Source organism: Advenella mimigardefordensis DPN7 (assembly GCF_000521505.1).
GTDB lineage: Bacteria > Pseudomonadota > Gammaproteobacteria > Burkholderiales > Burkholderiaceae_B > Advenella > Advenella mimigardefordensis.
The window spans coordinates 3,932,611-3,958,560 of the sequence record NZ_CP003915.1; the positions used below are offsets into that span (position 1 = coordinate 3,932,611).

Consider the following 25,950-nt stretch of genomic DNA (forward strand, 5'->3'; position numbering starts at 1 on the left):
AGCACGCGCTACATCAATTGCAATACCGTGCCGGCCAGAACTTGAACGAACGGCGCCGGCACTATGAGGTCAATTTCCGCTCTTGGTTTGACCGGCTTGCCGACATATCCCAGATCTTCATGATCTGGCTGATGGCGTTGTCCATGGTTTTATAATTAACACCGTCCCTGGCCAGCGCGGAAAGGCCGGTCAGGAAGCTATCAAAGACCGTGCCCAGAGCTTGCGGATCAACTTCCTTGCGAAGTTCACCGCTGGCGATGGCTCTTTCAATACAAGCGTGGATGCCCGCGCGGGTTCGCGCGCGCGAGCGAGTCAAAGGCGCGGTGACCTCGCAAAACTCGGGCGACGTAGCACTCATCACCCCCAGGCTGACCATGCAGCCTTTGGGGTGTCCTTGCTCACACTGCATTCGAGCGGAGCGGCGCAAAGCCAGTTCGAGCGCGTCTCTGGGCGCTTGGGCTGTATCCCACAAGCACTCGGTAACCTGGGCGTATGTGGCCAGATAGCGTTCCGCGCACTCCTGAAAAAGCGCCTCTTTGGATCCGAAGGCCGCATAAAAACTGGGCGCAGAGATACCGCCACCTATCGCAGCCTTCAGTTCGCTCAACGACGTGGATTCATAGCCTCGCTCCCAGAATAGGTGCAGCGCCTGTTCAATCGCGGCGTCTCGATCGAAAGTACGGGGCCTGCCAGTTCGTGCCATGTATATGCTCCTGTTCAGAATATATATACTAACCGATACATAAATCATTGACAAGCTTACGACCATGTCGTACATTTATATCGATCGGTACATATATTGGCGACAGCGATCTGATATTTCAGCTGTCGTTCCCTCTACCGAATTAGTCGACCAACGTTGAAAGTTGTTCACCACCGTTTATCCCTCTTTATCTACAGAGGGATATTTTTAAACACAAATATGTACCGATTGGTACATATTTACAACACGCTAAGGAAAAACATGACGCCTGCCAATCCTCCTTCCGAAGACTCAGATAAGGAGCAACTGCCCATTGCGGCGCTGCTGGCATTGGCGATGACCGGCTTTATCTGCATCGTCACCGAAACCCTGCCCGCTGGCCTGCTGCCCCAAATATCCCAAGGTCTGGGCGTGTCCGCCTCCATGACCGGGCAGACAGTAACGGCATACGCACTCGGCTCATTGCTGGCAGCCATTCCACTGACCATTGCCACCAGAGGGTGGCGCCGGCGAAACGTGCTGCTGCTGACCATTGCCGGATTCCTGGTGTTCAACTCAATTACCGCACTCTCTTCAAACTACTGGCTCACATTAGCGGCGCGATTCTTTGCCGGCGTTGCTGCCGGCCTGGCGTGGAGCCTGATCGCCGGTTATGCACGGCGCATGGTACTGCCGCATCAGCAAGGCCGTGCCATGGCAATCGCAATGGTAGGTACACCGATAGCGCTGTCGCTGGGCGTGCCCCTTGGCACCTGGCTTGGCGGCGCCGTGGGCTGGCGCAGTGCGTTTGGCATCATGTCTGCGCTAACCGTATTGCTTATCTTCTGGGTCTTGGCCAAAGTGCCAGATTACCCCGGTCAACAGGGACGGGAGCGCCTGGCCTTGCGTAAAGTGCTTGCAACGCCGGGCGTGCGCCCGGTTCTGGCCACCGTCATGGCCTGGATGCTGGCCCATAATATTCTCTATACCTATATCGCGCCTTTCGTGGCGCAGGCCAACCTGCTTGACCGGATTGACCTTGTTCTGCTGATCTTCGGTTTCGCTGCATTGGCCGGCATTGCCATCACCAGCCGGTTCGTAGAGCGTCACCTGCGCAGCACGGTCCTGGTCAGCCTTCTTGCTTTTTTTGCCGCTTCCCTGTCGTTCGTCTGGCTGGCAACCCTGCCTGCGGTCATCTATATTGGCGTGGCGGTGTGGGGGCTGTCTTTTGGCGGCGCAGCGACATTGCTGCAAACGGCGCTGGCCGATGCCGCTGGCGATGGCGCCGATGTGGCATTGTCAATGAACGTGGTTGCCTGGAATAGCGTGATCGCCGGCGGCGGCGTGCTGGGCGGCATCCTGCTGGACCGCTGGGGCGCCCAGACCTTTCCGCTGGCGCTTACTGTGTTGCTGGCGCTTGGCCTGCTCATTGTGTGGTCGGCTAAAGAGAACGGCTTTCGTCCGGGCCCGAGAGCGCATGCCGGGCAGGTTCCTATTGGCTCTTAGATTGGTATGGGCTTTTAGGGTACGGCCATTTTAATGCGCTATTTTTTTCAATGGGCCAGGCACGCCCATTGAAAAATATTGTAGAGAAATTAATCCATAACTAGTACTGGATTAGGGGTAGCAATTTTGGGCTATTGCGTGATCCCATAGCCAGGCAAGACTTTAACGACGCCTGCTAATCATCCTTGGTAGTCCATCCAGTCGTTTTGAGAATTTGAAAAATAATTTCGATTATCAAACAATAGATATAACCAAACAACGATCCGAATATCGAAAAGAAAATCAGTGGCCCGAATACATCATCAGCAGACAAGGGTTTCCGTGACTTGAAGTACATCCATGCATCAAACAGATGCCAACCAATAGTTGCGAAGAGGATGTAAATAAGTGGCGAGCACCAGAATAATATTTTTATTTCCCTGAGAGATCCGAGACGACCAATCAAATAAAACATGACAGCCGTGAAAAACAAGTATTGAACTCCGCCAATTGCCAATGACGCCATAAGCAGATTTGAAAATTTACTGGAACCACTCAATAAAGATAATAAGTAAAAAAGCAATGGCACCAGAACAGGAACACTTAAGGAGAGTCTGTAAAAAGTCTTATAGTTCATATTCAGCCACCAGTCCTTTTATCCTTTCTGGCTCTTTTGCCGTTGCCGGAACCATCATGAGCGAGGTACCAACACGGATTTCTGGTCGCTCAGACCATCGGCCCAGGTTTGCACAGCTTGATGATAAGACAAAATGGCCATCATTCACTTCAGCCAGCGCCGCCTGTGTCCGGCGGTCGCACTGTTCCTCCTGGGCGGTCCAGGCTGACAGTACTTGATTCATAATCCAGCCGCGAGAACGCCTAAGCCGAACTGCCAATTGATCCACTTTTTGTGTAAGTCGTATGGGGACGTGCGCGTAAGCACGCGTGTTTCGGCTTTAGGAAAAATATTCACCTTCAGGCATATATGAATCCTACTGTTTACTGTTAAACAGTTCAAGCCATATGCCATGACCCGAGCGAAGCCTTCGTATACTCAATGCAACAAATATGCCGAAGATTTTTCTCCACCAGGACATAGCCACCATAACAGTTACTCCCCCGCCCTTGTTTTTTTCCGCCGATTTGCAATAAACCGCGCTTTCTTCTCCTTATTTCCACAGGTACCCATATCGCACCATCTGCGGCTACGACTTTGGCTGGTATCGAAGAATGCCGCCTGGCAGCTTGGTGAGGCACACAAGGCTAATTTGCCATCTCGTTCGCCTGCCAGAATGCTGATTGCATCGGCGGCGATCACACCCAGAGCATCGTCCACACGGGATGCCGATCCCAGCTTCCACTGACGTCTACCTTCGCGTGTAAGAAACGCTGCAGCCTTACCCGCAGCGCTAAATTTATTGATGCTCAGAACAGCATGTGCAGGCAGCGGCTCGCCGTTCGCCGCAGCCGTTGCAGCGGCATGAATAGCCTCTCGTAGTTCCCGCGCGCGATTGTACTGATCAGTCGTACACGTCTCCACATTCAGACCATATTCCGCGAGCCAATCGATAAACCGCTGCGGTGTAGGAATACGCTCGATAGGATCACCACAACGCTCGGACAACGTCCCGGTAAAGCTGGTTGCCAACACACTACCGAGGCGAAAATCAGGATATTCAGTACGCATAGAACCACCTTAGCTGGTTGACGTTATGATTGATCACATATTACAACCATCTTAGCCGGTTCGCAATAGTGCCTGCCCGGCGCCACCTACGCGAGGAGACTTTATGCCTAGTCTGACCAGCGAAGTACAAGCCTTTGAAGCCCACGCAAGCGATGCAGACCTGAACGAACTGCGTGCCCGATTAGCCGCAGCACGACTGCCAGAGCGCGAAACAGTCTATCGTCCCGCCCCCGACCCGCGCCGCTGGGACCAGGGCGTTCCACTGGCAGACCTGATCGATGTCGTGAACTACTGGCGCACCGAGTATGACTGGCGCCCTTTCGAAGCACGCCTTAACCAAATCGGCCAGTTCCGCACCACTATCGATGGCCTGGGAATTCACTTCCTGCACCGCAGGTCCCAACGACCTGATGCCACGCCCCTGATCCTCACGCACGGCTGGCCCGGCAGCGTCGCCGAGTTTGTCGACATCATCGAAGAACTGGCCGACCCAAAAGACGCAGACACACCCGCATTCCACGTTGTGGCCCCCTCCCTGCCCGGCTTTGGCTATAGCGACAAGCCGACCTCCACCGGCTGGGGAACCGAGAAAATCGCTGCCACCTGGGTAGAACTCATGGGAAGACTGGGCTACAACAAGTTCGCAGCCCACGGCAGCGACTGGGGCGGCGTCATCACCACCATCATGGCCGGGCGGTTTTCGGACCACGTTCTTGGCATCCACTCAACGCTCGCGCAAGCACCTCCAGGATTGACAGCAGACGGACTGACGCCGACCGAGCGTAAATGGACCGAAGACACCCGCGACTTCTGGCGCTACCGCGCCGCATACGCCAAGCAACAGGCCACTCGCCCGCAAACCATAGGCTACGCACTCGTCGACTCCCCGGTCGCACTACTTGCGTGGATTCTGGACAAATTCTATGAATGGACAGATAGCGAAGACAGCCCGTTTGAGCGAATTTCCCTGGACCGCATTCTTGATAACGTCACACTGTATTGGCTAACGCGCAGCGGTGCATCGGCTGCCCGCATTTATTATGAAAGCCATGACTCACTGGATCCGGAGCTGCGTGTGGACGTGCCTGCGGCGATCAGCATCTATCCCAGGGATATTGAGAAATGTCCGCGGCCCTGGGCGCAGGAGCGGTATCGGAGGATTGTGAGGTGGAATGAGCCTGAAGCTGGGGGGCATTTTCCAGCGCTGGAGGTGACGAAGGCGTTTGTGAGGGATTTGCGGGAAGGGTTGGGGGTGGTGGTGCCGCACGGGCGGCCCGCATAGATTGGCGGCCACGTTCTATTTATTCAAACCGGAGCTCAGTGCAACCGTATAAGTCCCCCTCCCTTTTACATATCGTAACCAACCGCTTAGAATAGCGTATTAGTAGAAATACGTATGACAAGGCAGAGCCGCGATGATCGTTTACGAAGCCGACAAGAGGCAGTTTCTGAATCATATCGACTTCGATGACATCGAAGACGTTATTCTGTCGCGCTTTATGGCAGCTACTGGCCGGCGAGTCAACAATTCAGAGATTCGTTCGTGGCGAGAGTCTCTTGGTTACGTTGCCCGTGTATTACGCGATGATGACATTCCTGATCAAATCGGCGTTGCTGTCGAACTGCACATTCCCCAATCTTCAAAAAGAATTGACGTCACCCTGACTGGACGAGATTCAACAGGCAGCAAAAACGCCATCGTTATCGAAATCAAGCAGTGGGGAAAAAGCAGTATCTACCGATAAAGATGGGATCGTGGTGACGTATTTAGGCAAAGGGCTCAGGGAGGTTGTCCATCCCTCATACCAGGCATGGTCCTATGCCACATTGCTGGAAGGCTTTAACGAAGCGGTATATAAAGGCGGAATCGCGATCAAACCCTGCGCTTTCTTGCATAACTATGCACGAGACGGCGTAATCGATGATCCGTATTATTCTGGTTATACCGAGAAAGCCCCGCTATTTCTGAAGGGCGCCAAAGAACAAGAACAACTTCGCAACTTCATCAAACAGCACGTGAAGTACGGCGACTCGAAAGAAGTACTTTATGAACTTGCTAACGGCCGCATCCGACCCTCCAAAGCACTGGCCGACGCGCTTAAAGGGCTTCTGACGTCCAAACCAGAGTTTGTCCTGATCGACGATCAAAAGGAAGTATTCGAAGCAACGCTAGCTTCTGCGCGTGTGGCCTCCTCCACCGCACCTAAGGTCATTATTATCGAAGGCGGGCCAGGAACGGGCAAGACCGTAGTTGCGATTAACCTGCTCGTACGTTTGACCAGTGCAGGTCTACTAGGCCAATACGTGTCAAAAAACGCCGCGCCTCGGAATGTTTATCAATCAAAACTGGCAGAAACAATCACCCGGAACAGATTCTCGAATCTTTTTTCGGGATCTGGTCGTTTTTTTGATATCGAACCCAACACCTATGATTTTCTGATCGTTGACGAAGCCCATCGCCTGAATGAAAAAAGCGGCCTGTATGGCAACCTGGGAGAGAATCAGGTTCAGGAACTCATCAATGCCTCAACGTGTACCGTCTTTTTCATAGATGAAGACCAACGAGTCACATTAAGCGATATCGGTTCAAAGCAGGCCGTTCGTGAGTTTGCTGCGGCAAAGGGAGCGACGGTTGAGGAATACACGCTTGCCTCACAATTTCGATGCAGTGGATCTGACGGATACCTGGCGTGGCTGGATAACACACTTGACATCCTTCCAACAGCAAACCAGATTCTGGATACGTCAGAATACGATTTTCGTGTATTTGAATCTCCCCAGGCGCTTCATAATGCAATTGAGGATAAAAACGATCAGAACAAAGCCCGGGTCGTTGCCGGGTATTGCTGGCCCTGGTTAAGCAAGAAGAATCCGCATGCAGACGACATCGTTATAGGCGATGAATATCGTCGCCAGTGGAATCTCGATAAAGATGGCAGCCTGTGGATCATCGCACCGGAATCCATTGAACAGGTTGGATGTATCCATACCTGCCAGGGCCTTGAAGTGGATTACATCGGCGTCATTATCGGGCCGGACTTCATCGTGCGCAATAGCAAAATAATTACCCGCGCAGACGAAAGAGACCGCCACGATAAATCGATTCGCGGATACAAAAAAAGGTTAAAAATTGACCCAGAGCAGGTAACAGCAGAGGTCGATCTTATCATCAAGAATACGTACAGAACGTTGATGACACGTGGCATGAAAGGCTGTTATGTATATTGCACGGATGAGGAAACAGCGGAGTATTTTCGGGCGATGATTCGTACTAGCACAAACATGAGCTGACCGTCACCCGTTTATAGCACGGTGTTTGTCAGCTTAACTCTAAACCAGTCAAGTCTAGAGTTTCGCCATTACGCTAGATCCAAAGCAACATACCGGAGATCTGTTATGGTTCCATACACCTTACCTCCACTAGACATTGATGTCGTTGCTAGTATTAGCGCCTGTGCGTCGGCAAAATCGTTAACATCTTCGATGCGCCAGAATTTTAAAAAATGCGGCACCAGGTCAGAACCAACCACGAAACTAACAGTGCTTTTTGAACCAGTGTTTAGCCACAACGAGCCAGATGCTCCATAAGAGGCGTCTGTAATCAGCCCCCATAACCCCTTGAATTCGTGAAGTGCTCGATTGCGAACTAAGTCAAATCGAACGAAAAACTCTTCTACAGAAGTATTTTCTTGAGCACCGGGAGGAGTAATGATTGCGTTACTATACTGAAAGTCCGGATCCTGATTTAGTCTCCTCAATAAGGATCTTAAACTACGATGTGTGGCGTTAGCGGCAACGCTCCCTTCAGCACTAAAAACCCGACCTGCCCCTTTTCTTCGTTCCTCAGCTCCCGACGGTTCTACAACTTCATGTCCTTCTTCCAATCGTGGTAAGTCAATGACAATACGACTGGCAGCGTTAATTATGGGTTCATCGTCCTGGTTTCCACCAGAACCCCAAGATCCAGCGTCAATAGTTGCTTGAGCGCAATCTTCACCATGAGGTCGTGCACCGAAGCATGGTCCTCTACCAGAAGAGGAGGCTTTTCTAAAGAAGGCTTCCTTGCCACAAGTATTACAAATTAAAGCTCGTCGATACTCGTCAAGTGACGCTGACGGGAGCCTAGCAAACTCCGCTGCATCATAGAGGCGGTGGTTAATTGTGCAAAAGGCAGAATCCATACTTGCTCCCTTTATATCAATATAAAATTTTATATATAACAAGATACATATGGATCATACTTTTGGCAACGTGCGGGCTTTATATGATAAGTCCTATTTGCGGTGGATCATTATATTTCCGCTTTACTTACCTCAACATGAGGTATAATTTCCGGAAATTGAAAGGACCTCTATGCAAAACTTTAGGTTGACAGCCCCTCTTGTTCCCACTCGTCGAGGAACAATCATTGACGCCCCTGTTCAAGTTGAAGCCCGTCTGCTCGAATTACACTCGGACCTAACGACCACGCTGTTGCGCGATGCCATCGTGGCGGGGCTCTTCGGGCGAAACGAAGTCACGCGAGCATCAGCCCCAACTGCAGCGGGCGTTCAGCAGTGGTTCAAAACTGTAGAAGTTCTGCGCACCTCCCTGGCAATGCGCCAATGGCGTATCCATGAGCAGCAGAATTGTCCCTTCATTAGCTCACCGGACCAGGACATCTCTATTGTAGTGATGACTGGAAACAGCGAGACTGGAAAAATTGGCTTTGAAGATCCAACCAATCAAGCTGAGAAAGGTACAGTCGCTGAAAATTTTATTCAAAACAATAACCAACTTGAACTTTTTAATCGAGAATCGTTCAAGCTTGTAAAAGAGGGAGCCGGCACCCAGGTCTGGGCGTTGCTCTACCACTACGACAAGATTCTCAACGAAGTGCGCTTTGAACTATCGTTACCCACAGGCTTCGACAATAAGAAAATCACTGAATGGGGGGAACGTGTGATTCTGGGACGTATGCCCAACAACCCCACAGATTTTACAATTAACAAGGATGAGCCCAACTCCCCAGCAACCGTGGAAGTCAAACCAAAAATCGGCACCTTTTGAGTTAACGACGATGTTCGAAATTAACCCCAAGCAAATCACATTTGCCAGGGTGAGAAGGCGCTTAACTAAAGCGCAATTAGCAAAGGAGTTGGGTATCACCAGCCGTAGTCTGCAAAACTACGAAACTGGGACATCCGCTCCTGATCTTGTCTCCCTCGCAAAAATAGCTAAATCGCTGAATTTTCCTGAAGAATTTTTCTTCCTTGAAGAAGACATGCCAGAGATAAAAGAAGACGCGGTAAGTTTTCGCAAGCTCTCTAAAATGTCAGATGCAATGAAAGCCTGCACCTTCGCGGCTGGCGCCATTGCCTTCAAGGTCAATCAATGGATCGAGGAGCGATTCAGCCTGCCCGAAGGGGATTTGCCTGATCTGAGTGATTTAGGGCCCGAAGAAGCGGCTGCCACATTACGTCGCATGTGGGGCTTGGGCAACGCCCCTATTCCTAACATGATCCACTTATTGGAATCAAAGGGCATACGTGTCTTTTCCCTAGCAGAGGAAACTCGAGAAGTGGACGCGTTCTGCACTTGGTACGACGAAAAGCCATTCGTATTCCTCAATACTCTCAAGTCCGCCGAACGCAGCCGATTCGATGCCGCGCATGAGCTCGGTCACTTGGTGCGTGACGTGTATTCCATGCAGCATGGCCACGCCCACGGCCCTGAAATGGAACGGCAAGCTGACGCATTTGCGGCAGCCTTTCTGATGCCCAAGGAAAGCATAGCCGCTAACCAGCCACCGGCTTATACCATTAGCTACCTGCTTAAACTGAAGCACTACTGGGGCGTATCGCTAGCAGCACTCGCATACCGCTTTAATTCTCTTGGATTAATCAGCGAATGGAATTACCGCAGACTATGCATAGAAATTGCCAAAAGTGGCTTCCGCACCAATGAGCCAGAGCCGATGGAGCGAGAAACATCCCAATTATTAACAAAGGTATTGGATATACTACACAGCCGTAAACAGGGACGGTATGAAATTGCGACGAACCTGAAACTTAGCGTGGATGAAATTAATGCCCTTACGTTCCAGCTGACTAGATTGTCAGTGGTAGCGGGCAAAGTAGCTGTTGTTTCAAAATCGAAGAAACCGCCAAAGCTGCAACTATTATAAAAATTTCAGAGAAACGAGGCATGCGCGTACGATAACAAGGTGGCAGCCAGCTCAGTTTAATGAACCGAAGACATTCCATTTTTGGTATCGGGCGTTGTACGTTACATAGAGAAAGTATTTGATAGAATTCTTTTAACTGATTTACTCACAAATAAAGTCATGGCTTCTAAAGCCTATACCTAGGAAGCTGGAACATTACATGCATTTTCCCGCCGACATTAAAGGCTGTATGAAAGATTGCATCCTTTCTATATTTTGGCCACGCAAAGACATTCTAAGTTTTTTCAAGAATCATGGATGCACAAAACATGAACTTGCTTGCTGCCAGATACAAGGGGAAAACGCCTTAAAACGACATGAAATCGTTGACACACTATTTTGTTCGCTTGAGGCCCGCCCCGATCACGGTTTAGGTCCATTTCGCGCAATGCTGCAAGCTTTGCTGAACTGATCACACTTTGATCCGTATTATTTCGAAAATTTACGCAAACTGGATAAATCCAAGGCACTTGGAAACTTGCAGCACCTTCGCCAATTGCAAGAAATCAGAGACGCCAAAATTAAGGCTGATCGCGACCGCCGCACAGCAAAAGAAGCAGAGAGACAAAAGCCAACGACATCGCTAAACCAGCTACGTATCGAATATCTTAATTGGTTAGCCAACGATACAGCGAGGCAACAACGGGGATACGCATTGGAGCGCATTCTGTATGGACTGTGTCGCCTTTCCCATCTTGAAACTACAGAAGCCTTCCGCATCAACGGCGAACAGATTGACGGCGCTGTGAAATTCGAAGGTGAACACTATCTCTTCGAAGCAAAGTGGCAGGAACGATCATCCAGTAATGAGCCCATATATCAATTCGCTGCCAAGGTCTCTGGGAAGTTGTATGGGCGAGGCCTTTTCATATCCATAAATGGCTTCAGTCCTGAAGTAATTCGAAGCCTAGTCATTGGAAAAGAAATTCAGACAATCTTCGTCGACGGAGAAGATAACATCTTAGTACTCGAGGAGCACCTTACTTTACGAGAAATGATTGACCGTAAAGTAAAGGCAGCTCAGACAAAGGGACTGATTTACGTAAATCCGTTGTCTGGGGCTGAAAAAAAATATTAAATAGTCCAAAACCTAGCGAAAATAAGTACTGTCTTTCCAACCAAATGCTCAATAAAACCACCCCGACTCCCTACCACTGAATTTAAAAATATCAGTTCGGTCGATTGGCATTTAACGTTAACTGCGGTATCATTCAAAACACATGGCCAGCAGGTACAATCAAACGATGAACACCATTCAAGAGACGGGTTTGCGAGCACTGATAAATGCCAATACTCAGATAGGCGCAAGATTAATTGGTCAATCTGGGGGGTACTCAGTGAATGTCCTATACGGAAACGAAGAACGCATACTAGCAACGACTCGCGGCAACATACGCGTTTTTACTCTTGAGAATGCAGGCATTTTTCTCGGGCGTATCGGCATATGCCATTTTGAAGTTGACTCCACAAATTATCAACCAGGACGACTTCGATCACCACGCCCCGATCGCTCTGAGGCACTTAAGAACAGACCTGCGCCAAACCAAATAAAACCACTCTAGGAATTCATTATGTCAGACAAAGCTGACAAAGCTCGATTGAAACTCATCAAGAATGAAAGGACTACGGCCACCCAAAATGATCGCTTCACTACGATAGATCTGTTTTGCGGGGCTGGAGGTATTGCCGAAGGGTTCAAGCAAGCCGGATACAGGTGTCTATACGGCAACGATATTATGCAAGAAGCAATTGAAACGTTCGCTGCTAATCATCCTCACGCTATTGCCGATTGCAGATCCATTGAGTTGGTAGAACCAGTAGAAATTAGGCAACAACTAGGCCTCGAGAAGGGGGAACTTGACGTTCTGGTCGGGGGGCCACCATGCCAAGGTTTTTCCATCAACGCTCCTGAACGCTTTTTGAGCGATCCTAGGAATAAGCTTTTTCGCCATTACGAACGATTCCTGGAAGAGTTTGAACCCAAAGCATTTGTTTTTGAAAATGTGCCAGGCTTGTTGTCGCTAGCCGATGGTAAAGTCTTCAATCAGATAATTAAGCAATTTACCCAACTTGGATATAATGTAACTGCAAAAATTCTATTCGCCGCTCATTATGGTGTCCCCCAAGAACGCTGGCGGCTCATTCTCCTCGGGTCAAAGAACGGGGAAATCGCGCACCCTGTGCCAACACACTACGCTAAAGGACGGGCCAACTTCCGTGGCGGCAAAACTATGACGTTCCAACTGTCGGACAATGACAGCACATTGCTACTAGCACCAATTACTATTAAAGACGCGATCGGCGATTTACCCCGTCTTGAGATGGGCGAAGGTGCAGAAGAGGTCGGGTACACAACCGAAGCGCGCTCCGATTATGCGGTACAAATGCGAAATACTACTGGCGTGACATTCAATCATTACGCAGCCAAGCTTTCCAAAATCAACGCGGAAAGAATGAAGCACGTGAAGCCCGGAGGCTCTTGGCGAGACATACCACACGACCTTCTACCTAAAGGTATGCAGAGAGCACGAAAATCAGACCACACAAAACGCTACGGTCGTCTTCACCCAGATAGTTTAGCTGGGACGGTTCTCACGAAATGCGATCCACACTGGGGAACCGTGTTCCTACCTGACCAAGACAGAACCCTGACAGTTCGCGAAGCTGCAAGATTACAGTCGTTCCCTGATTCCTATAGATTCCTTGGATCACGGGTTACTCAATACGCACAGGTTGGAAATGCCGTTCCTGTGCTAATGGCTCGGGCTTTAGGAGAAACGATACAGCATCATCTAAAAGGACACCCACAGATTAACGAGTCTCGGGTGGCTGCGGCTAATGGCTAGCAACATTATCGAATTTTTCGGCTATCACCCCTCCGACAAGTCGGATATTGCCAAGAAAGCACGCGCAGAACGGAAATGTCCGTTTTTAGGAAAAACGTGCGTAAAAACGCTAGGGGAAAATGAGAGTCGTGTTCCAGCTGGAGCTTGCACATTGCAGTCAGCAGGAGGATTAAATGTTATTTGCTGCCCAATTCGACTTTACGCAGATAACCATAAAATCCTTACTGATGTAGCGAAAATAGCTTTCGGTGACAACGTCAAACTATACCCTGGCGCGGAAGCCAAATTAGCATCGTCCGAAACCGGAGGTAGTCGTATTGCCGTCTTTGGCAAAGAATGGGGGGGTGAATTGCGTTTGCCACAGCCGAGAGGAACTGGAGGATATTATGTCGATTGGATTCTAGCTAAATTAGATGACAGCGGCAATCTTGACAATTTTGTGGCAATTGAAGTGCAGTCGATCGACACGACTGGAAATTATCGCGCTGAACGTACTGCGTATCTTAACGAAGAATCCTTTACAGGACGCAGCACGGCAGGCTTTAATTGGGAAAACGTGAGTAAACGAATCCTGCCTCAGCTGATATATAAAGGAAATGTCCTACAACGCGAGCGCAGGTGCCAACAGGGTCTGTTTTTCATTTCACCCACACCCGTTTATAAGAGAATTTCACAACGGCTCGGTGATTCTCTACTGGCATACTACCGTCAAACAGGCTCAATTACATTTATGTGGTATGACGTCGGCCCCGAGCCAGTTCCCGGCACATTGAGATCACTCAATCAAGAAGGTATTTTCACTACTTCAGTTGTACAGGTTGCCGCTGCGTTCAGCGCACCTATTTCGCTTCCTCCACAAGATGTGTATGAGAAAGCAATTAATGGAGTTCTATAAAGTTGCCGAGATGAACACTCCAATAATTAATGCGTAGTTATATTATTCGCGAGCCGAAAGAGATGCAGTCCCTCGCAGGGGTCGAGCTACAGCGTACCCATGAATAAAGACGTATATGTCAACTGTATCAAAGAACGGCATATCCTTTGCATTTACCCCTACGTGAAAGCATTCACTAGAATATGCCCGTACTTGGAATACCAAGCTTCTTAGCAATAAGAAGATCAATGCGATACCCGCAAACACCTCGACTTTTAATAGACAAAGAATTTGCTCGACCACCCTCTGGAACGCACCGCATGCGCTTTCCTTCATTCAAAACCCTCTGTGCCACAACAACAATGTCAGTCAGGTGCTCTGCTTGGCGAAAGGCATCTCTTGAGCGTCCAGGGACGGAAATACGAAATGTCGGAGCATTAGAGGTCCCTCTCTCTTGTATTCTTACTGCATACCAAAGTTGATCGCCCCTAATCAAGGCGAAGCGCTTATCAATATCTAGCATTCCATGTTCCGATTAAAAATTTTCATTCGTGTACGCTTTTCACAGTGAAATTCTGGAGCAATGACGTCAAAAAGCCCCTTATCTATCCTTCTCCACCTACATCGCACTAACGTAACATTGTTGTAAAAACTACTTTGTGTAGAGCAGAAGCGGTCACATCGTCCTGTATGATTCCAAGCTATTCCTTGCCTTCACAATTTGTCGGCTCGGGCGCGGATAGTTGTAGCACATCAGTGCCAACAGCCGACGACTTGTCTGACATATTTTCCAAATCACAGACCATATGCGGTGGTAATGAGATAACATTTGAGGTATTCGTGAATGCGTTCCACCGACCAAAAACTACCGCGAGTGTCAGAACTACAACTCCCAACACTCCCCCCAAAGCCACAACAAAAAAAGTGCGCTCTGCCTTAGCTACAGGCCTACTGACCATACTTTCGTACTCGGAAAGAGGTAGGAAACGATACAATCGCGGCTGCCAATCTTTTCGCAATTGACGTTGTAGCTGAATAAAGCCATAGCCAGAATAGATCACCACTCCAACGTAAGCGACAACAACAACCATGACAGCCACAATCAACTCATTGCTCGCCGCCGCATTAACGCGAGCAGCAATGAGGCCGAGACTAATAGCTAATGCACCGGCTACCGAGGTCACTAACTGCCTAGTCGCATCGGCCACCTTCGCGGTTTCCTCTGTTACGGCCTTTCTTAATTCTGCCAATATCTTTAACGTATCCCGTCCTAACTCTGAAAGAGACACTTGGTATGCGGCTTTCGCGCCATCTAACGAAGCCGAGATTCCTTCGAGGAAATAATGAAAATTATCACCATTGCCGCCGACAGAGCGTGCAATATCGTTGGCCATTAAGCCGTGACGCAGCTCAGCTTCTCTCTCATTCTCAAAAACCCACCTGACCGCACGTTGAAGGTCATTAAAATACTTGATCCCGATTTCGTCAGCCAAACCATCGTGCCCAATAGGCAATGTTATTGTGAGTTTTGGGGGGCCCTTGAATTTCAACTGTTGGGTAGTAGGATTGATCTCGTCGGCCAAGGAATTTACGAGAGCTCCCATGGATACACTGATCCAAACTTTAGCAGCAGCATCTCCATTCGAAACACTAGTCTCCTCACGAAGAAGCCATGGGCGAATATCCTCTGGAGCGAATCGCTCTACTCCGTATTCCCGAACCAAGGAACGAGGACTCTTGATACTAGACGAGGGTTGATATGCCTGTGGCTCACCCCACGGCTGGAGCAACCTAGCCATAGTCACTATTGGCTGTGTCAATCTTGCGACTTGCCAGTTAATAGCTGCATGACCGACTTTTAACCACTCCGCCAAACCAGTGTTTGTCAGCAACACCAACCTATCCTCACCCGATGGCGGCTTACTAATCCGTAACCGATATGGCGCAAAGTCTGGCTGCAGAATCGAATCCCCCCACTCAGTTCCCGCGCTATCAAATAAATCAAAATCCCAAGCCAACTCCTGACACATTGTAATAACGGCCATCGCCATGTCCGCAGACAGACCTGAAGCTGAAACGTCATTTTCAGACTCTCGGATGAAGGCTCCGCCAAAATTCAAACTATCTAAGAGCTCAGCGAGCGGGACTGCGGACAATATTATCCTCCGTTACACGTGCTGTTTGTATAATAAAACGCTCTGCGCCTGCCGGCAATCGCTCTCGCCGAACAGTAAGTCCTTCCGCTTCGTCAGGATAGGTCAGAGTAACCCCTTCTGTTGTACGAATTTTACGTAGTGGCGGGCGTCGCAATACGTGCCTATCCGGTCTGAATTGCAAACCGTCCAACTTAGCTGCGCGCATCCGGCGCCGAGTAGTTAACTGAATCTTGCCCCTGACCTCCTCATCCTCAGGGTTTCCAGATGCAGCCAATATAGCATCTGTTATCGCTGCTTCATTTATCTCCTGACGATCACGCAAAATTCCTTGTGCATGGCGAAACGCGCGTGCGACATCCTGTTCAGGCAACAATTCCTTGCAAAAGGTCAGTGTTGTGCGTAGCACATCAACTGTCTTTTTGTTCAACATTTCATCACTGAGTGTTCTGGAGACATTCAGAAAGGTAGCGAAATAATCCCCGATTTCGGGAGCAACTTTCATCCGATCTTGTGTGGAAATTGGCAATTCTGCAACACCTTCATTTACTCGTATTATGGTGGATTTCTGAATCGCTTTCTTATCCGCTATGAAGGCTGTGACTATCCTCCGCAAAAGGCCTCCTTCATCCGCGGCTGCCTGCTCAATGGCTTCGCGATAATCATACTTCACGAAACTATATATTCGTGTCTGTGGATCATGGGTTGATAATTCAAAAATAAATAGTGCGCCATCACGACTACTACCAACATGCAGACGCGAAAATTCATTTGACAATGCTTGAGCGCCTGCCTCAAAACTCACTGCCCCAGTTGCAATTGCTTCAATCTGCGCTTTGGTGTTGGAGGTCTCTTCAAAGCTATAGACGGCGGAAACGTCAGTATCTCGGATACGAGCAATAAAAAACGCCTCATGTTCAACGACTCGTGCCGGTTCAGGTACGAATTCGTCTCCCCCGACTACGTGCAATATCATATTAGTGATTCGAAGTGAGCCAACCTCTTCATCCGTAAAAAAACCCAAATTAATTCCCCTTCTTTCCTGCCTTGCAGGAATACGACGTATCAACCATACTTTTTTTGAAATCAACAACTAGGCGCTACAGATTCACCAAACTAAATTAATCGTTCGATTTCACGATTGCTTTTTTCACTCTCAATATAGTGCGAGACTGATCAATAGGGAAACACCACAAGAATCCCAAACCATGTACTCGATTAGACACTGCCACACTTCTCTACTGTACGCTAGTCCTAATTTTGATCGCAGACTTAATTTCATCTACTGTTAACCAAGGGCGCTTCGAATGAATAATCCTATGGCAGTTTGAACACAGAACCACTAAATCTGCTACCTTAGTTTTTTCACCCGGCTGCATTGTATGAATTGGCTTGGTATGATGAACGTCAATTATTCCACTCCCAACCTCACCGTAGTGTTTCGAAAAATCAAACCCGCAAACAGTACAAAAAAGTCGCCCATGCTCTCTTAGAGCACGAGCTTTTGCCGTATCGACAAGTCTCCGATCACGTTCTCGATATCTATGCACACGAGTAGCAACTTTACCCTCTTCAGCTTCTTCAATCTCTAATTCTTCTGAGTACGAAATTTTCGTATCTTTCCCACTAGCCTCAGAGATGCCATTCCTAATGAATATTGCTACTTCACTTAACCGCCTAGGATCGTGTGCAAACAGAGCCCAAACACGAACTTCATCACTATTTCCCCGTGTAAGTCCTTTTTTTCCATCGTAGGTATATTCTGGATCTAAGCGCCTGAAATTCATTAATTTCATGTAGACACCTTCAGAGTTTCTATAAGTATCGGTATGGCGTCGCCCCAGAATAATACCGAGTTGATTCAATAGCGCAGAAAGCTCAGCAATTTCCGGCGCCTTCTTCGTAGGTAAAGATTCGCGATGCTGCATATAAAGGTCAAGCGCTAAAATTAACTCGTCTCTTGACCAGGGCGCATTGCGTGAACTCAACTTTGGAAGTTTCCCTCTCTGAGGAAGTTCACTCAGAACAGTCAGATCCAATAACTCTACTGCCTCGCCAAGCTTGCCCCCATTAGCCTTCAGTTTTATCCAAAACGCAGAAGCATCACTTTCATAACGAACATCCGTGATATCGAAAGTGTGCTCCATCGAGCAGCGCTTACTTTTTGGATCCTTAAGCACTGCAACTTTAGGGAGCTCAAACTCCTGCGCTATTTTGATCCCATTCCACAGGGCCGTCCGCTTATTCTCAGACGTCCCAGCACTGCCTGTACTAGGTACTCTGTACCAATATTCCCCAGTTTTGATATCTTTACGAATCCCCGTTTTCCATACAGCCATTACGAACAACCTGGCTCGTCCCCGCTTCGCCGCTGGCATTAAAACATCAAAAGCAAACCACCCCTGTCCGGGAGGATGAGCACCAAGCAACTGGTAGGCGTGGTCCGACGGAGTAGTAAATTTCGGCGAATTCATAATTTTGAAGTTTAAGTAGCACCAACATATCAAGTCATACGTAACGTTATCATAAATGCAGTCACAAAAGACACATTTAATAACATTTGAAATAATTGAGAAGATGATTCTAATATTTCAGCTTGGACATGGTACTGCTTGTGATATCAAGATGTTTATCACGTCTTCTCTAACACGACGTTGTTACCTTCTCTTTTGGCGGCTGAGCCGCCTATGATCTTGTAGAGTTAGTTCATGAGAAAGGCTTCGGCTAGGTGGTCTACACCAAAAAGATGGAAAGCGCATCACCAGGCACTTCCCTATATCCAATGCGGCTATCTGGAATGGTCATCCGACCCGAATTTCAAGCGCGATCAATAATTGGGAATGGAGTACAGAATGAAAAAATTCTTAATCGGTTTCGTGGCCGGCATGGCTTTCACGAAGTTATCTATATTATTGATTTATCGGTACTTTTTTTGATGAATAACCACCCACCTAACCATCCAACTCCCTTACCTCCCCCCGATTCACCACCAACTCCACCTTCGCCCCCCGCTCCAGCATCCGCTCAGACGAGCGATTCAGCAAATCCACGGTCATTTCCCCCATGGCCGTATCCACCGAGTACCGCACAATATTCCCCAGTACCTGATACTCCAGCACCGTCGCCTCAACAGGCCGCGATACATGCTCCCCATAGCTGCGCCCTGCTTCCCTTACATAGATAGACTCAGGCCGAATCGCCAGCGTGCCCTGCAGGTCCAGCCCTAAAACCGGATTGGCTTTTACCGCTTCAACCAGGTTGTAGTGACCCATAAAACGCGCGACAAATTCGCTTGCGGGTCGGGTGTAGATGTTTTCTGCGGTGTCGCTCTGGACGATTTGGCCTTTGTCCATCAGGAAGATGCGATCAGACATGCTCATCGCTTCGTCCTGGTCGTGGGTGACGAAAAGCGTGGTCACGCCCAGTTCGCGCTGGATTTGGCGTATTTGTTGTCTTAGGTGTTTGCGAATACGCGCATCCAGCGCGGAGAGCGGTTCGTCCAGCAACAGAATTTGCGGTCTTACTACGAGTGCGCGTGCCAGTGCAACCCGTTGCCGTTGTCCGCCGGACAGCGCTTGCGGGTATTGGTTTTCTTTTCCCTGCAACTCAACCAGTTCAATCACCGCTGCCACTTCCTGTTTGCGCTTTTTCTCGTCCATGCCCTGCATTTTCAGGCCGAAAGCGATGTTGTTTTCAACTGTCATATTGGGGAACAGCGCGTAGCTTTGGAAGACCATGCCCACTCCACGCTGTTGCGCGGGCTTGCTGGTGATATTGGCGCCGTTCACGAATAAGTCACCGTCGTCTGGTCGCTCCAGGCCTGCAATACAACGCAAGAGCGTTGATTTTCCGCAACCGCTGGGGCCCAGCAGGGTGATGAACTCGCCTTTTTCAATCGAGAAGTTAATCTGGCTGAATACCTGATTGGAGCCAAAAGACTTGGCCAGATTTTGTGCGATAACGTAACTCATACCGTGTCTCCCTGGCGGCTCAGACGTGTGGCGACCCAGGTGAGCAGCAAGGTAAAAATAAAATAGGACATAACCAGTGCAGAGGTGAAGTGACCACTCGTATGGCGCATGTTGTACAGGTAGATCTGCAGCGTCTCATAGCGAGTGCCCACCAGAATATTGGCAAGAACAAACTCACCCATCAGAAATGAGAACGAGACCAGCAGGGAGACCAGCAAGCCTTTACGAATATTCGGCACAATGATCAATAGGAACGCTTTGGTGGTGCTGGCGCCCAGCAAATGCGCCGCATCCATCAGGTCGTGCAGGCCGATGCCCTGCAGGCTGTTCGCCAGCGCCCGATACATAAAGGGAACGGCAATGATGAAATAGGTGCCCAGCAGAATCCAGGGCGTGCCCACCAACGCGAAGGGTTCATCGGCAAACAACTGTAATAAGCCTACGGATGAGACCACGGGCGGAATGGCAAAAGGCATAATAATCACCAGGTCCATCAGCGGTTTAAGACGCGGAAAGCGATAGAAAACGACAAATGTCATCGGTAGCATGACAAAGGTGCTCAGCACCAGCGTACCCAGGCAGATAATCAACGAACGCCCGAAGGCCTGCAGGAAGCGCGGGTCTTGCCATAATTGCAGATACCATTTCAAGGTCAGACCGTCAGGCAGCACGGTGGCGCCCCATTGGGTGGCTATGGAATAAATAAAGGTTGCAATAATGGGCAGGGCCAGCAGTGCTGCCACAGCGATCAACACCAGTTTATGAATCCATAAGCCCTCGTCGGCAAGGGACGTGGCGCGTTTATTTGGCATGGTAACTCTGCTTTAACAGCCAATGATGAACCGCGGTAAAAAAGCCTAGAATCGCGATCAGCAATACAGATAATGCAGCTGCCATATTAGGTTCAAGGAATAAATCACCCGACACCAGGCTCGCGATGCGGATGGTGATGAGGTTATAGTTACCGCTGGTGAGCGCATAGGTACTGGTAAAGGCGCCCATGGCATTGGCCAGCAGAATAATAAAAGTGCCCAGCAGAGCCGGCGCAATCACCGGCAAGCCTACATTTCGCCAATAGGCGAACTTGCTGGCACCCATTGTTTTAGCGGCCTCTTCCCATTCTGGCTTCAGCGCATCAAAGGCCGGGTACAGCAGCAATATACCCAGCGGAATCTGAAAATAGGTATATATCAGCATCAACCCCGAGCTGCCATAGATATCGAAATTGTCTATCAGCCCCCAGGCTTTGAGCTGTAGCGTGATTGCGCCATTGAAGCCCAGAATGATAATAAAAGCGAAGGCCAGCGGCACACCGCTGAAGTTGCTGGCCATGGACGTAAAGGCGATCATCCATTGCCGCACGCGTCCTTTTAACCTATATAGGGAAAAGGCGGTCACGCCGGCAATCACCAAACCCACCACACTCGACAGTATGGAGAGCCATAAGGTATTTTGAAAGGCCTGCAGGTAGAAGCTGTTGGTGAAGATTTCGATATAGTTGCCGAAAGACCAGGCTTCTTCGTAAACAAAGCTGTTTATCAGCACCCAGATCATGGGCGCAATCTGGAATAAAAAAAACAGCACAATAAACGGCAACAAAGACAGCGCTGCCCGCCAATTTAAAGGTGTACGACGACGCTTTTTCGGTATTGGCGTACCCGGCGCCTGGGCAGCGTAGTCTGCCAACAATTCTTCTGCCATGGCGCTACGCTCGCAACAATGCGGTATTAACGGCTTTGTCAGCCGCAGGCACGCCAAGAAGCGAGCAGACGGTTCCACAAAGCTCTGTCTGGGAGATTGTGCAGTCCGGGGAATGTGAAAAATGTTCGCCAATCACAAAGAGCGGCACCCTCCGTTCAATCTCCAGTACGCCGCCATGGCTGCGATCATTATTCATCCCGTGATCGCTGGTTACCAGAATCTGATAGCCTTGCTCAATCCATTGCGGCAACCATGATGAAAGAATAATATCAGCGTAGCGCGCACTATTGCGGTACTGCGAGGAGTCAAATCCGAATTTATGCCCGGCGTCGTCGATATTCATTGGATGGATCAGAAGAAAGTCCGGATCAAACTGCACTCTCAGATACTCTGCATCCACAAACAGGTGATCATCAGGATAATGATCTGCCTGATAGAAGCAGCCGTGCTGAATGGCCAGCGACTCATCGTTCGTAAAGCGATCACGCGATGCAACGTACGGCGCGCGATTGTAGAGTTCGCTGAACCAGTGATAGGCCGCAGCGGCCGTTCGCTTACCCGCTTTCGTCGCCAGAGAGAAAATGCTTTCGTTATAAGAAGGACGAACAACCTGGTTGTTCACAATACCGCTTTTGACCGGCACCACGCCGGTCAGGATACATTCATAAAGCGGCCGCGACATGGAGGGCAGCGCACATTCCACCTGATAAAGTGTCGCCATGTCGGCTTCGATAAGACCTTGCAGGTAGCCCATACAATCATGGGCGACCTGATAGCTTAAACCGTCCAGAACAATCAGAATAACTTTATTGGACATTCGTGATAAAGCCAGTGGCTTATTGCATATGCATTAACACTTGCTGTTGCCACATTTTTGGCAGTGCGCGGGAGGTTTTGTCCCAGCCCTGGCCATCTGCAATCGGTTTTGCATTTTTGTACTGTTCTTCAGGCAACAGTTTTGCTTTGACCTCTTCCGGCAATGTCAGATGCGCCGCGCGAATCGGACGGGCGTAGCCTTCTGCCAGATTGATCTGACCTTTGTCGCTGAAAATGAATTCCCGTGTCAGTTTGGCTGCATTGGGGTTTTTCGCGAACTTGTTAATAATCGTAGAGTAGCCGGAAATCACTGACCCGTCTGAAGGAATCAACACGGTGAAACGGTCACGATTAATCTGGTCGCGGTAGTTCAGGGCATTGAAGTCCCACAGAATGCCAACTTCCACTTCGCCTTTTTCAATCGTGGCAACGGTTGGGTCATTCACAGACAGGCGTTTCTGTTTAGCCAGTTCTGCAAAGAATTCAATCGCTGGTTTCAGGTTATTCTCGTTACCGCCACGCGCAATGGCTGCGGCCAGAACGGCGTTATTGGCTTGCGCGGCTGTACCTACGTCGCCAACGGTCACACGATACTTGCCTTTCAGCAGGTCTTCCCAGCTTTTGGGAGCATCTTTAACCAGATCCTTGTTAATCAGAAAAGCGATGGTGCCGGTATAGGCAAGCGCCCAGTGGCCGTCTTTATCTTTTGCCCAGTCTGGAACTTGCGCCCATGTTGTGGGTTTATAAGCCTGAGTCACACCTTTTTCAACTGCAATAGGACCAAAAGAGGCGCCTACATCACCGATATCTGCTGTCGCATTATTCTTTTCTGCAGCGAATTTGGCAATTTCCTGTGCCGAACTCATATCCGTGTCCTGATGCTTCAGGCCATATTCTTTTGCAATATCTTCCCACGTGCCTTTCCAGTTTGCCCAGCTATCGGGCATACCAACACTATAGACTTGCCCTTCTTTCTTTGCTGCTTCAGTCAGAGCAGCAAGGTCATTATCTGCGGCGTGAACGGCTGATGAGCTAACCAAACCGATCAATATAGCGGGAATCAATGCTTTCATTTTTGTCTCGATACAAAAGGGGCTAAGTTGAATAGCCGGAATATTAAGACTAAAACATGACAAGCAATTGACGGTGTGTCGGATTTATTCGTGAGGGATGAAAAGACCGAGCAGGCGCGAATTCTTGACTCACGGCCTACTTCGTTCTATTTCGCCGCACTATCGTCCTCTCTCGCCAGCAACCGCATCAACTCGACATTGATAAATATTTTTTCCCGCCCTACCTGAACTTCCCTTAATACATTTTGAGCAACCAGTGCCTGGAGTATCTTTGACGCTGTTTGGCGTTGGGCGATCCCAAGATCCACAAGATTGGCAATCCGGCAATACGGCTGTGTAAAGATGACGTCAACAAGTTCGTAGCTATAAATTTTCGGCAGAGCCCGGCGTAGCTCATCCCGAATGTGATCCATCAAATCACAAATCGCGATGATCTTCTTCGAAGTCCATTCCGCAGTACTGCGGGTAGCCTCCAGCATATACAAAATCCATGACTCCCACTCCTGCTCTGTAGTCACACGCAGCAGCCGTCGATAATATTCTGGCTTATTCTGAATAATGTAGCGGCTTAAATAGAGGATAGGCGCTTCAAGCAAGTTCTCGGAAATCAAAAAAAGCAGGTTCAATACACGCCCGGTTCTGCCATTGCCATCGCTGAACGGATGAATCGCTTCAAATTGATAGTGCATGACTGCCATTCGGATCAGCGGGTCAATATCGGTTTGCGTGTGAATGAACCGTTCCCAATCCGCCAGCAGATCCCGAATAGCTCCCTCCCCGTCCGGTGGCGTATAAACAATCTGTCGGGTTGCCTCGTTCAGGAGCGCAGTACCTGGCACGCGACGAATATCCGTCTCCACCCCTTTAATCGTTTGACAGATCTGAACCGCCGTCGCTGTCGTTAACGGCCGGGCGTTGAGTGACTGGTACCCACTGTACAGCGCGGTTCTATACCGCAAGGCCTCTTTCGTTGCCGGATCGGCCAGAACATTCGATTCGTCGTTCGCATACTGGAAGAGCCGGTCTGTGGTGGTAACGATATTCTCAATTTCTGAACTGGCCTGCGCTTCCAGCATAGGAATAATATTGATCAACATTTCCTGATTCGGAATGCGCTTGGCCATGGCCTTCAAACCGGCCAGCGATGCTTTGGCGTCGATGCACGCTTTCAGAATGGCTTTTGTCTCAATGTCCGCTTCTGGCGGCAGACGAGGTAAGTCGTTATATGGCAGTTCTGGGTTGAACATACAGTAGCCCCGGGTGCAAATATGTCGAATATTTCGATTATTTTAACCATATCCGCTTAACATGTCGATTTTTTTCGATTTTATCGACATATATAAGCAATATGTTTACGTCATCGACATGTTTTCAGAATATGTCGAAAAAACTCATTTTTATCGACATATTCGAATCAAGGCGGTGCCCGGTCCGCCTCTAACTCTCCCGCTGGATGCTATTAGCCTGATATCGACCGCTTGCTGCTATTGATGTGGACCTTTTGCACTGAGTCCCCCTACAGTAGCAAATCAATATTATCATCCATCAAATCCACCACCCGTCGGTATTCGCCCGGCGTGATACCCAGATGCTGGCGGAAAAAACGGGTGAAATGGCCCGGTGCGGAAAAGCCGACGTTATAGGAGATGTCGCCGATACGCGTATCGGACTTACATAGCTCGGCGATGGCCGCTTCGACCCGCAGCGCATTAGCATAGACGGCCGGGGTCAGGTTGGTGCTTTTGCGAAAGAGTTCAAAGAAATGAGCACGTGACAGGCCGCTTTCGGTTGCCAGATCGGCAAAATTCTCACCGTAGCGCAGGTTTTCGCGCATTTTACTAACGGCGCGCCGGATGCGGGGATCCATGGTGTTGGCCCGCAGACTGGAAAACAGGTGTGAGGAATCGCGCAGAGAGGAATGGCGCTCTGCCGTCGCCATGAACAGATCAAAGATCTTGCCTTCAAGTATGTCAGATGCAATATCCTGCGAAACCAGCATTTCGGCTGCCAACGCATTGGCCAGCAGTCGCGCACCAGGCGGCAGGGTGGCACAGGGTTTGGGAAAGAATTGCGGATGACCACTGACGGTGAGGGAGCGCAGCACCTGGCTTAGCCAAGAGGTTTCAAGATACAGTGCCATCAGAATGCAGCGTCCTTCCCCACTGGGCGTATGCTCGTAGGCATGCGGCTCCCAGGCGTTGATCAGGACGACACTGTCTTTTGTCAACGGCTGGCTTTTGCTCTTTACCAGGAACGAACTGTCTACGCCGCTCACTTTGATCAGAGCGTGACAGTGATGGTGGGCATGAATGACCAGCGGCTTGCTCATGTCGAGCAAAGATACGCGGCCAAAGGCACCTTGGAATATTTTAATCGCCGTTGACATGGTACCCGAATGTGGACATCCGCCCCCGTGGGCGGATGGCGAAGGGCCATCTTTCTACATAGAGCCCATCG

At 49.5% G+C, this 25,950-nt stretch carries 23 protein-coding genes; 9 read left to right on the plus strand and 14 right to left on the minus strand.

The features are described from left to right. Window positions 1-61: 61 nt before the first annotated feature. Window positions 62-703, minus strand: a complete 642-nt coding sequence (locus MIM_RS18050; RefSeq protein WP_025374165.1) for a TetR/AcrR family transcriptional regulator — start codon at window positions 701-703, stop codon at window positions 62-64. A gap of 261 nt (window positions 704-964) precedes the next feature. On the opposite strand from MIM_RS18050, the gene MIM_RS18055 reads away from it, so the two are divergent. After that, entirely contained in the window at window positions 965-2,188 is a 1,224-nt protein-coding gene (locus MIM_RS18055) for an MFS transporter (RefSeq protein WP_025374166.1), read from the plus strand. 605 nt (window positions 2,189-2,793) lie between these two features. On the opposite strand, the gene MIM_RS23540 is transcribed toward MIM_RS18055, so the two are convergent. Together MIM_RS23540 and MIM_RS18070 are read right to left on the minus strand one after the other, a co-directional pair. After that, window positions 2,794-3,027, minus strand: coding sequence for a hypothetical protein (locus MIM_RS23540; RefSeq protein ID WP_025374168.1), 234 nt, complete (start codon window positions 3,025-3,027; stop codon window positions 2,794-2,796). A 251-nt stretch (window positions 3,028-3,278) separates the two neighbouring features. Next, the gene (locus MIM_RS18070) at window positions 3,279-3,854 is read right to left on the minus strand and encodes a CGNR zinc finger domain-containing protein (protein ID WP_025374169.1); all 576 of its coding nucleotides are present in this window, start codon (window positions 3,852-3,854) and stop codon (window positions 3,279-3,281) included. A 103-nt stretch (window positions 3,855-3,957) separates the two neighbouring features. Between MIM_RS18070 and MIM_RS18075 the strand changes: the two genes are divergently transcribed. The 3 genes from MIM_RS18075 to MIM_RS18080 all read left to right on the plus strand — a co-directional run bounded on the left by MIM_RS18075 (window position 3,958) and on the right by MIM_RS18080 (window position 7,145). Next, entirely contained in the window at window positions 3,958-5,136 is a 1,179-nt protein-coding gene (locus tag MIM_RS18075; RefSeq protein WP_025374170.1) for an epoxide hydrolase family protein, read from the plus strand. Window positions 5,137-5,269: 133 nt separating this feature from the next. Continuing rightward, entirely contained in the window at window positions 5,270-5,599 is a 330-nt protein-coding gene (locus tag MIM_RS23545; RefSeq protein ID WP_245592767.1) for a hypothetical protein, read from the plus strand. Between the two features lie 10 nt (window positions 5,600-5,609). Continuing rightward, window positions 5,610-7,145 carry a DNA/RNA helicase domain-containing protein gene (locus tag MIM_RS18080; RefSeq protein WP_245592768.1) on the plus strand — a complete coding sequence of 512 codons (1,536 nt, stop codon included), beginning with the start codon at window positions 5,610-5,612 and terminating at the stop codon, window positions 7,143-7,145. A 68-nt stretch (window positions 7,146-7,213) separates the two neighbouring features. Here the strand turns inward: MIM_RS18080 and MIM_RS23020 are convergent, their stop codons facing one another. Further along, on the minus strand, window positions 7,214-8,035 hold the full coding sequence (locus MIM_RS23020) for a hypothetical protein (RefSeq protein WP_144084682.1): 822 nt from the start codon (window positions 8,033-8,035) through the stop codon (window positions 7,214-7,216). Between the two features lie 172 nt (window positions 8,036-8,207). Here MIM_RS23020 and MIM_RS18085 point away from each other — a divergent pair, with 172 nt between their 5' ends. The 5 genes from MIM_RS18085 to MIM_RS22670 all read left to right on the plus strand — a co-directional run bounded on the left by MIM_RS18085 (window position 8,208) and on the right by MIM_RS22670 (window position 13,800). Next, window positions 8,208-8,903 carry a hypothetical protein gene (locus MIM_RS18085; protein ID WP_025374171.1) on the plus strand — a complete coding sequence of 232 codons (696 nt, stop codon included), beginning with the start codon at window positions 8,208-8,210 and terminating at the stop codon, window positions 8,901-8,903. 10 nt (window positions 8,904-8,913) lie between these two features. Continuing rightward, window positions 8,914-10,020 (plus strand): XRE family transcriptional regulator, encoded by a 1,107-nt coding sequence (locus MIM_RS18090; RefSeq protein WP_025374172.1) that lies wholly within the window; start codon window positions 8,914-8,916, stop codon window positions 10,018-10,020. Window positions 10,021-10,555: 535 nt separating this feature from the next. Continuing rightward, window positions 10,556-11,137, plus strand: a complete 582-nt coding sequence (locus MIM_RS23440; protein WP_222836896.1) for a restriction endonuclease — start codon at window positions 10,556-10,558, stop codon at window positions 11,135-11,137. 493 nt (window positions 11,138-11,630) lie between these two features. Beyond that, window positions 11,631-12,905 (plus strand): DNA cytosine methyltransferase, encoded by a 1,275-nt coding sequence (locus tag MIM_RS18100; protein WP_025374173.1) that lies wholly within the window; start codon window positions 11,631-11,633, stop codon window positions 12,903-12,905. Next, entirely contained in the window at window positions 12,898-13,800 is a 903-nt protein-coding gene (locus MIM_RS22670; RefSeq protein WP_025374174.1) for a NotI family restriction endonuclease, read from the plus strand. Before MIM_RS18100 ends, MIM_RS22670 begins: the two co-directional genes overlap by 8 nt. Before the next feature lie 680 nt (window positions 13,801-14,480). Here the strand turns inward: MIM_RS22670 and MIM_RS18115 are convergent. From MIM_RS18115 to MIM_RS18160, 10 genes are all read right to left on the minus strand, one after another. Next, the gene (locus tag MIM_RS18115) at window positions 14,481-15,935 is read right to left on the minus strand and encodes a hypothetical protein (RefSeq protein ID WP_025374175.1); all 1,455 of its coding nucleotides are present in this window, start codon (window positions 15,933-15,935) and stop codon (window positions 14,481-14,483) included. After that, entirely contained in the window at window positions 15,913-17,025 is a 1,113-nt protein-coding gene (locus tag MIM_RS18120) for a hypothetical protein (protein ID WP_222836897.1), read from the minus strand. The genes MIM_RS18115 and MIM_RS18120 overlap by 23 nt, the downstream gene beginning before the upstream one ends. 145 nt (window positions 17,026-17,170) lie before the next feature. Then, window positions 17,171-18,406 carry an HNH endonuclease gene (locus MIM_RS23445; protein WP_025374177.1) on the minus strand — a complete coding sequence of 412 codons (1,236 nt, stop codon included), beginning with the start codon at window positions 18,404-18,406 and terminating at the stop codon, window positions 17,171-17,173. A 477-nt stretch (window positions 18,407-18,883) separates the two neighbouring features. After that, window positions 18,884-19,903: an ABC transporter ATP-binding protein gene (locus tag MIM_RS18130; protein WP_025374178.1), complete on the minus strand. Its 1,020-nt coding sequence runs from the start codon at window positions 19,901-19,903 to the stop codon at window positions 18,884-18,886. Continuing rightward, window positions 19,900-20,715 (minus strand): ABC transporter permease, encoded by an 816-nt coding sequence (locus MIM_RS18135; protein ID WP_025374179.1) that lies wholly within the window; start codon window positions 20,713-20,715, stop codon window positions 19,900-19,902. The genes MIM_RS18130 and MIM_RS18135 overlap by 4 nt, the downstream gene beginning before the upstream one ends. Continuing rightward, window positions 20,705-21,604 (minus strand): ABC transporter permease, encoded by a 900-nt coding sequence (locus MIM_RS18140; protein ID WP_025374180.1) that lies wholly within the window; start codon window positions 21,602-21,604, stop codon window positions 20,705-20,707. Before MIM_RS18140 ends, MIM_RS18135 begins: the two co-directional genes overlap by 11 nt. 4 nt (window positions 21,605-21,608) lie before the next feature. Further along, window positions 21,609-22,421, minus strand: a complete 813-nt coding sequence (locus MIM_RS18145) for an alkaline phosphatase family protein (protein WP_025374181.1) — start codon at window positions 22,419-22,421, stop codon at window positions 21,609-21,611. A 19-nt stretch (window positions 22,422-22,440) separates the two neighbouring features. After that, window positions 22,441-23,493: an ABC transporter substrate-binding protein gene (locus tag MIM_RS18150; protein ID WP_025374182.1), complete on the minus strand. Its 1,053-nt coding sequence runs from the start codon at window positions 23,491-23,493 to the stop codon at window positions 22,441-22,443. Window positions 23,494-23,639: 146 nt separating this feature from the next. After that, a complete protein-coding gene (gene fic / locus MIM_RS18155; protein WP_025374183.1) occupies window positions 23,640-24,740 on the minus strand; it encodes a protein adenylyltransferase Fic in 1,101 nt (366 codons plus the stop codon). Window positions 24,741-25,009: 269 nt separating this feature from the next. Continuing rightward, on the minus strand, window positions 25,010-25,822 hold the full coding sequence (locus MIM_RS18160) for an AraC family transcriptional regulator (protein WP_245592769.1): 813 nt from the start codon (window positions 25,820-25,822) through the stop codon (window positions 25,010-25,012). Window positions 25,823-25,950: the final 128 nt, after the last annotated feature.

What these genes read in the sequence shown, in the direction of transcription:
- MIM_RS18050 (WP_025374165.1), bottom strand. Translation starts at nt 703, where the DNA reads ATGGCACGAACTGGCAGGCCCCGTACTTTCGATCGAGACGCCGCGATT.
- MIM_RS18055 (WP_025374166.1), top strand. Translation starts at nt 965, where the DNA reads ATGACGCCTGCCAATCCTCCTTCCGAAGACTCAGATAAGGAGCAACTG.
- MIM_RS23540 (WP_025374168.1), bottom strand. Translation starts at nt 3,027, where the DNA reads ATGAATCAAGTACTGTCAGCCTGGACCGCCCAGGAGGAACAGTGCGAC.
- MIM_RS18070 (WP_025374169.1), bottom strand. Translation starts at nt 3,854, where the DNA reads ATGCGTACTGAATATCCTGATTTTCGCCTCGGTAGTGTGTTGGCAACC.
- MIM_RS18075 (WP_025374170.1), top strand. Translation starts at nt 3,958, where the DNA reads ATGCCTAGTCTGACCAGCGAAGTACAAGCCTTTGAAGCCCACGCAAGC.
- MIM_RS23545 (WP_245592767.1), top strand. Translation starts at nt 5,270, where the DNA reads ATGATCGTTTACGAAGCCGACAAGAGGCAGTTTCTGAATCATATCGAC.
- MIM_RS23020 (WP_144084682.1), bottom strand. Translation starts at nt 8,035, where the DNA reads ATGGATTCTGCCTTTTGCACAATTAACCACCGCCTCTATGATGCAGCG.
- MIM_RS18085 (WP_025374171.1), top strand. Translation starts at nt 8,208, where the DNA reads ATGCAAAACTTTAGGTTGACAGCCCCTCTTGTTCCCACTCGTCGAGGA.
- MIM_RS18090 (WP_025374172.1), top strand. Translation starts at nt 8,914, where the DNA reads ATGTTCGAAATTAACCCCAAGCAAATCACATTTGCCAGGGTGAGAAGG.
- MIM_RS18100 (WP_025374173.1), top strand. Translation starts at nt 11,631, where the DNA reads ATGTCAGACAAAGCTGACAAAGCTCGATTGAAACTCATCAAGAATGAA.
- MIM_RS22670 (WP_025374174.1), top strand. Translation starts at nt 12,898, where the DNA reads ATGGCTAGCAACATTATCGAATTTTTCGGCTATCACCCCTCCGACAAG.
- MIM_RS23445 (WP_025374177.1), bottom strand. Translation starts at nt 18,406, where the DNA reads ATGAATTCGCCGAAATTTACTACTCCGTCGGACCACGCCTACCAGTTG.
- MIM_RS18130 (WP_025374178.1), bottom strand. Translation starts at nt 19,903, where the DNA reads ATGAGTTACGTTATCGCACAAAATCTGGCCAAGTCTTTTGGCTCCAAT.
- MIM_RS18135 (WP_025374179.1), bottom strand. Translation starts at nt 20,715, where the DNA reads ATGCCAAATAAACGCGCCACGTCCCTTGCCGACGAGGGCTTATGGATT.
- MIM_RS18140 (WP_025374180.1), bottom strand. Translation starts at nt 21,604, where the DNA reads ATGGCAGAAGAATTGTTGGCAGACTACGCTGCCCAGGCGCCGGGTACG.
- MIM_RS18145 (WP_025374181.1), bottom strand. Translation starts at nt 22,421, where the DNA reads ATGTCCAATAAAGTTATTCTGATTGTTCTGGACGGTTTAAGCTATCAG.
- MIM_RS18150 (WP_025374182.1), bottom strand. Translation starts at nt 23,493, where the DNA reads ATGAAAGCATTGATTCCCGCTATATTGATCGGTTTGGTTAGCTCATCA.
- fic (WP_025374183.1), bottom strand. Translation starts at nt 24,740, where the DNA reads ATGTTCAACCCAGAACTGCCATATAACGACTTACCTCGTCTGCCGCCA.
- MIM_RS18160 (WP_245592769.1), bottom strand. Translation starts at nt 25,822, where the DNA reads ATGAGCAAGCCGCTGGTCATTCATGCCCACCATCACTGTCACGCTCTG.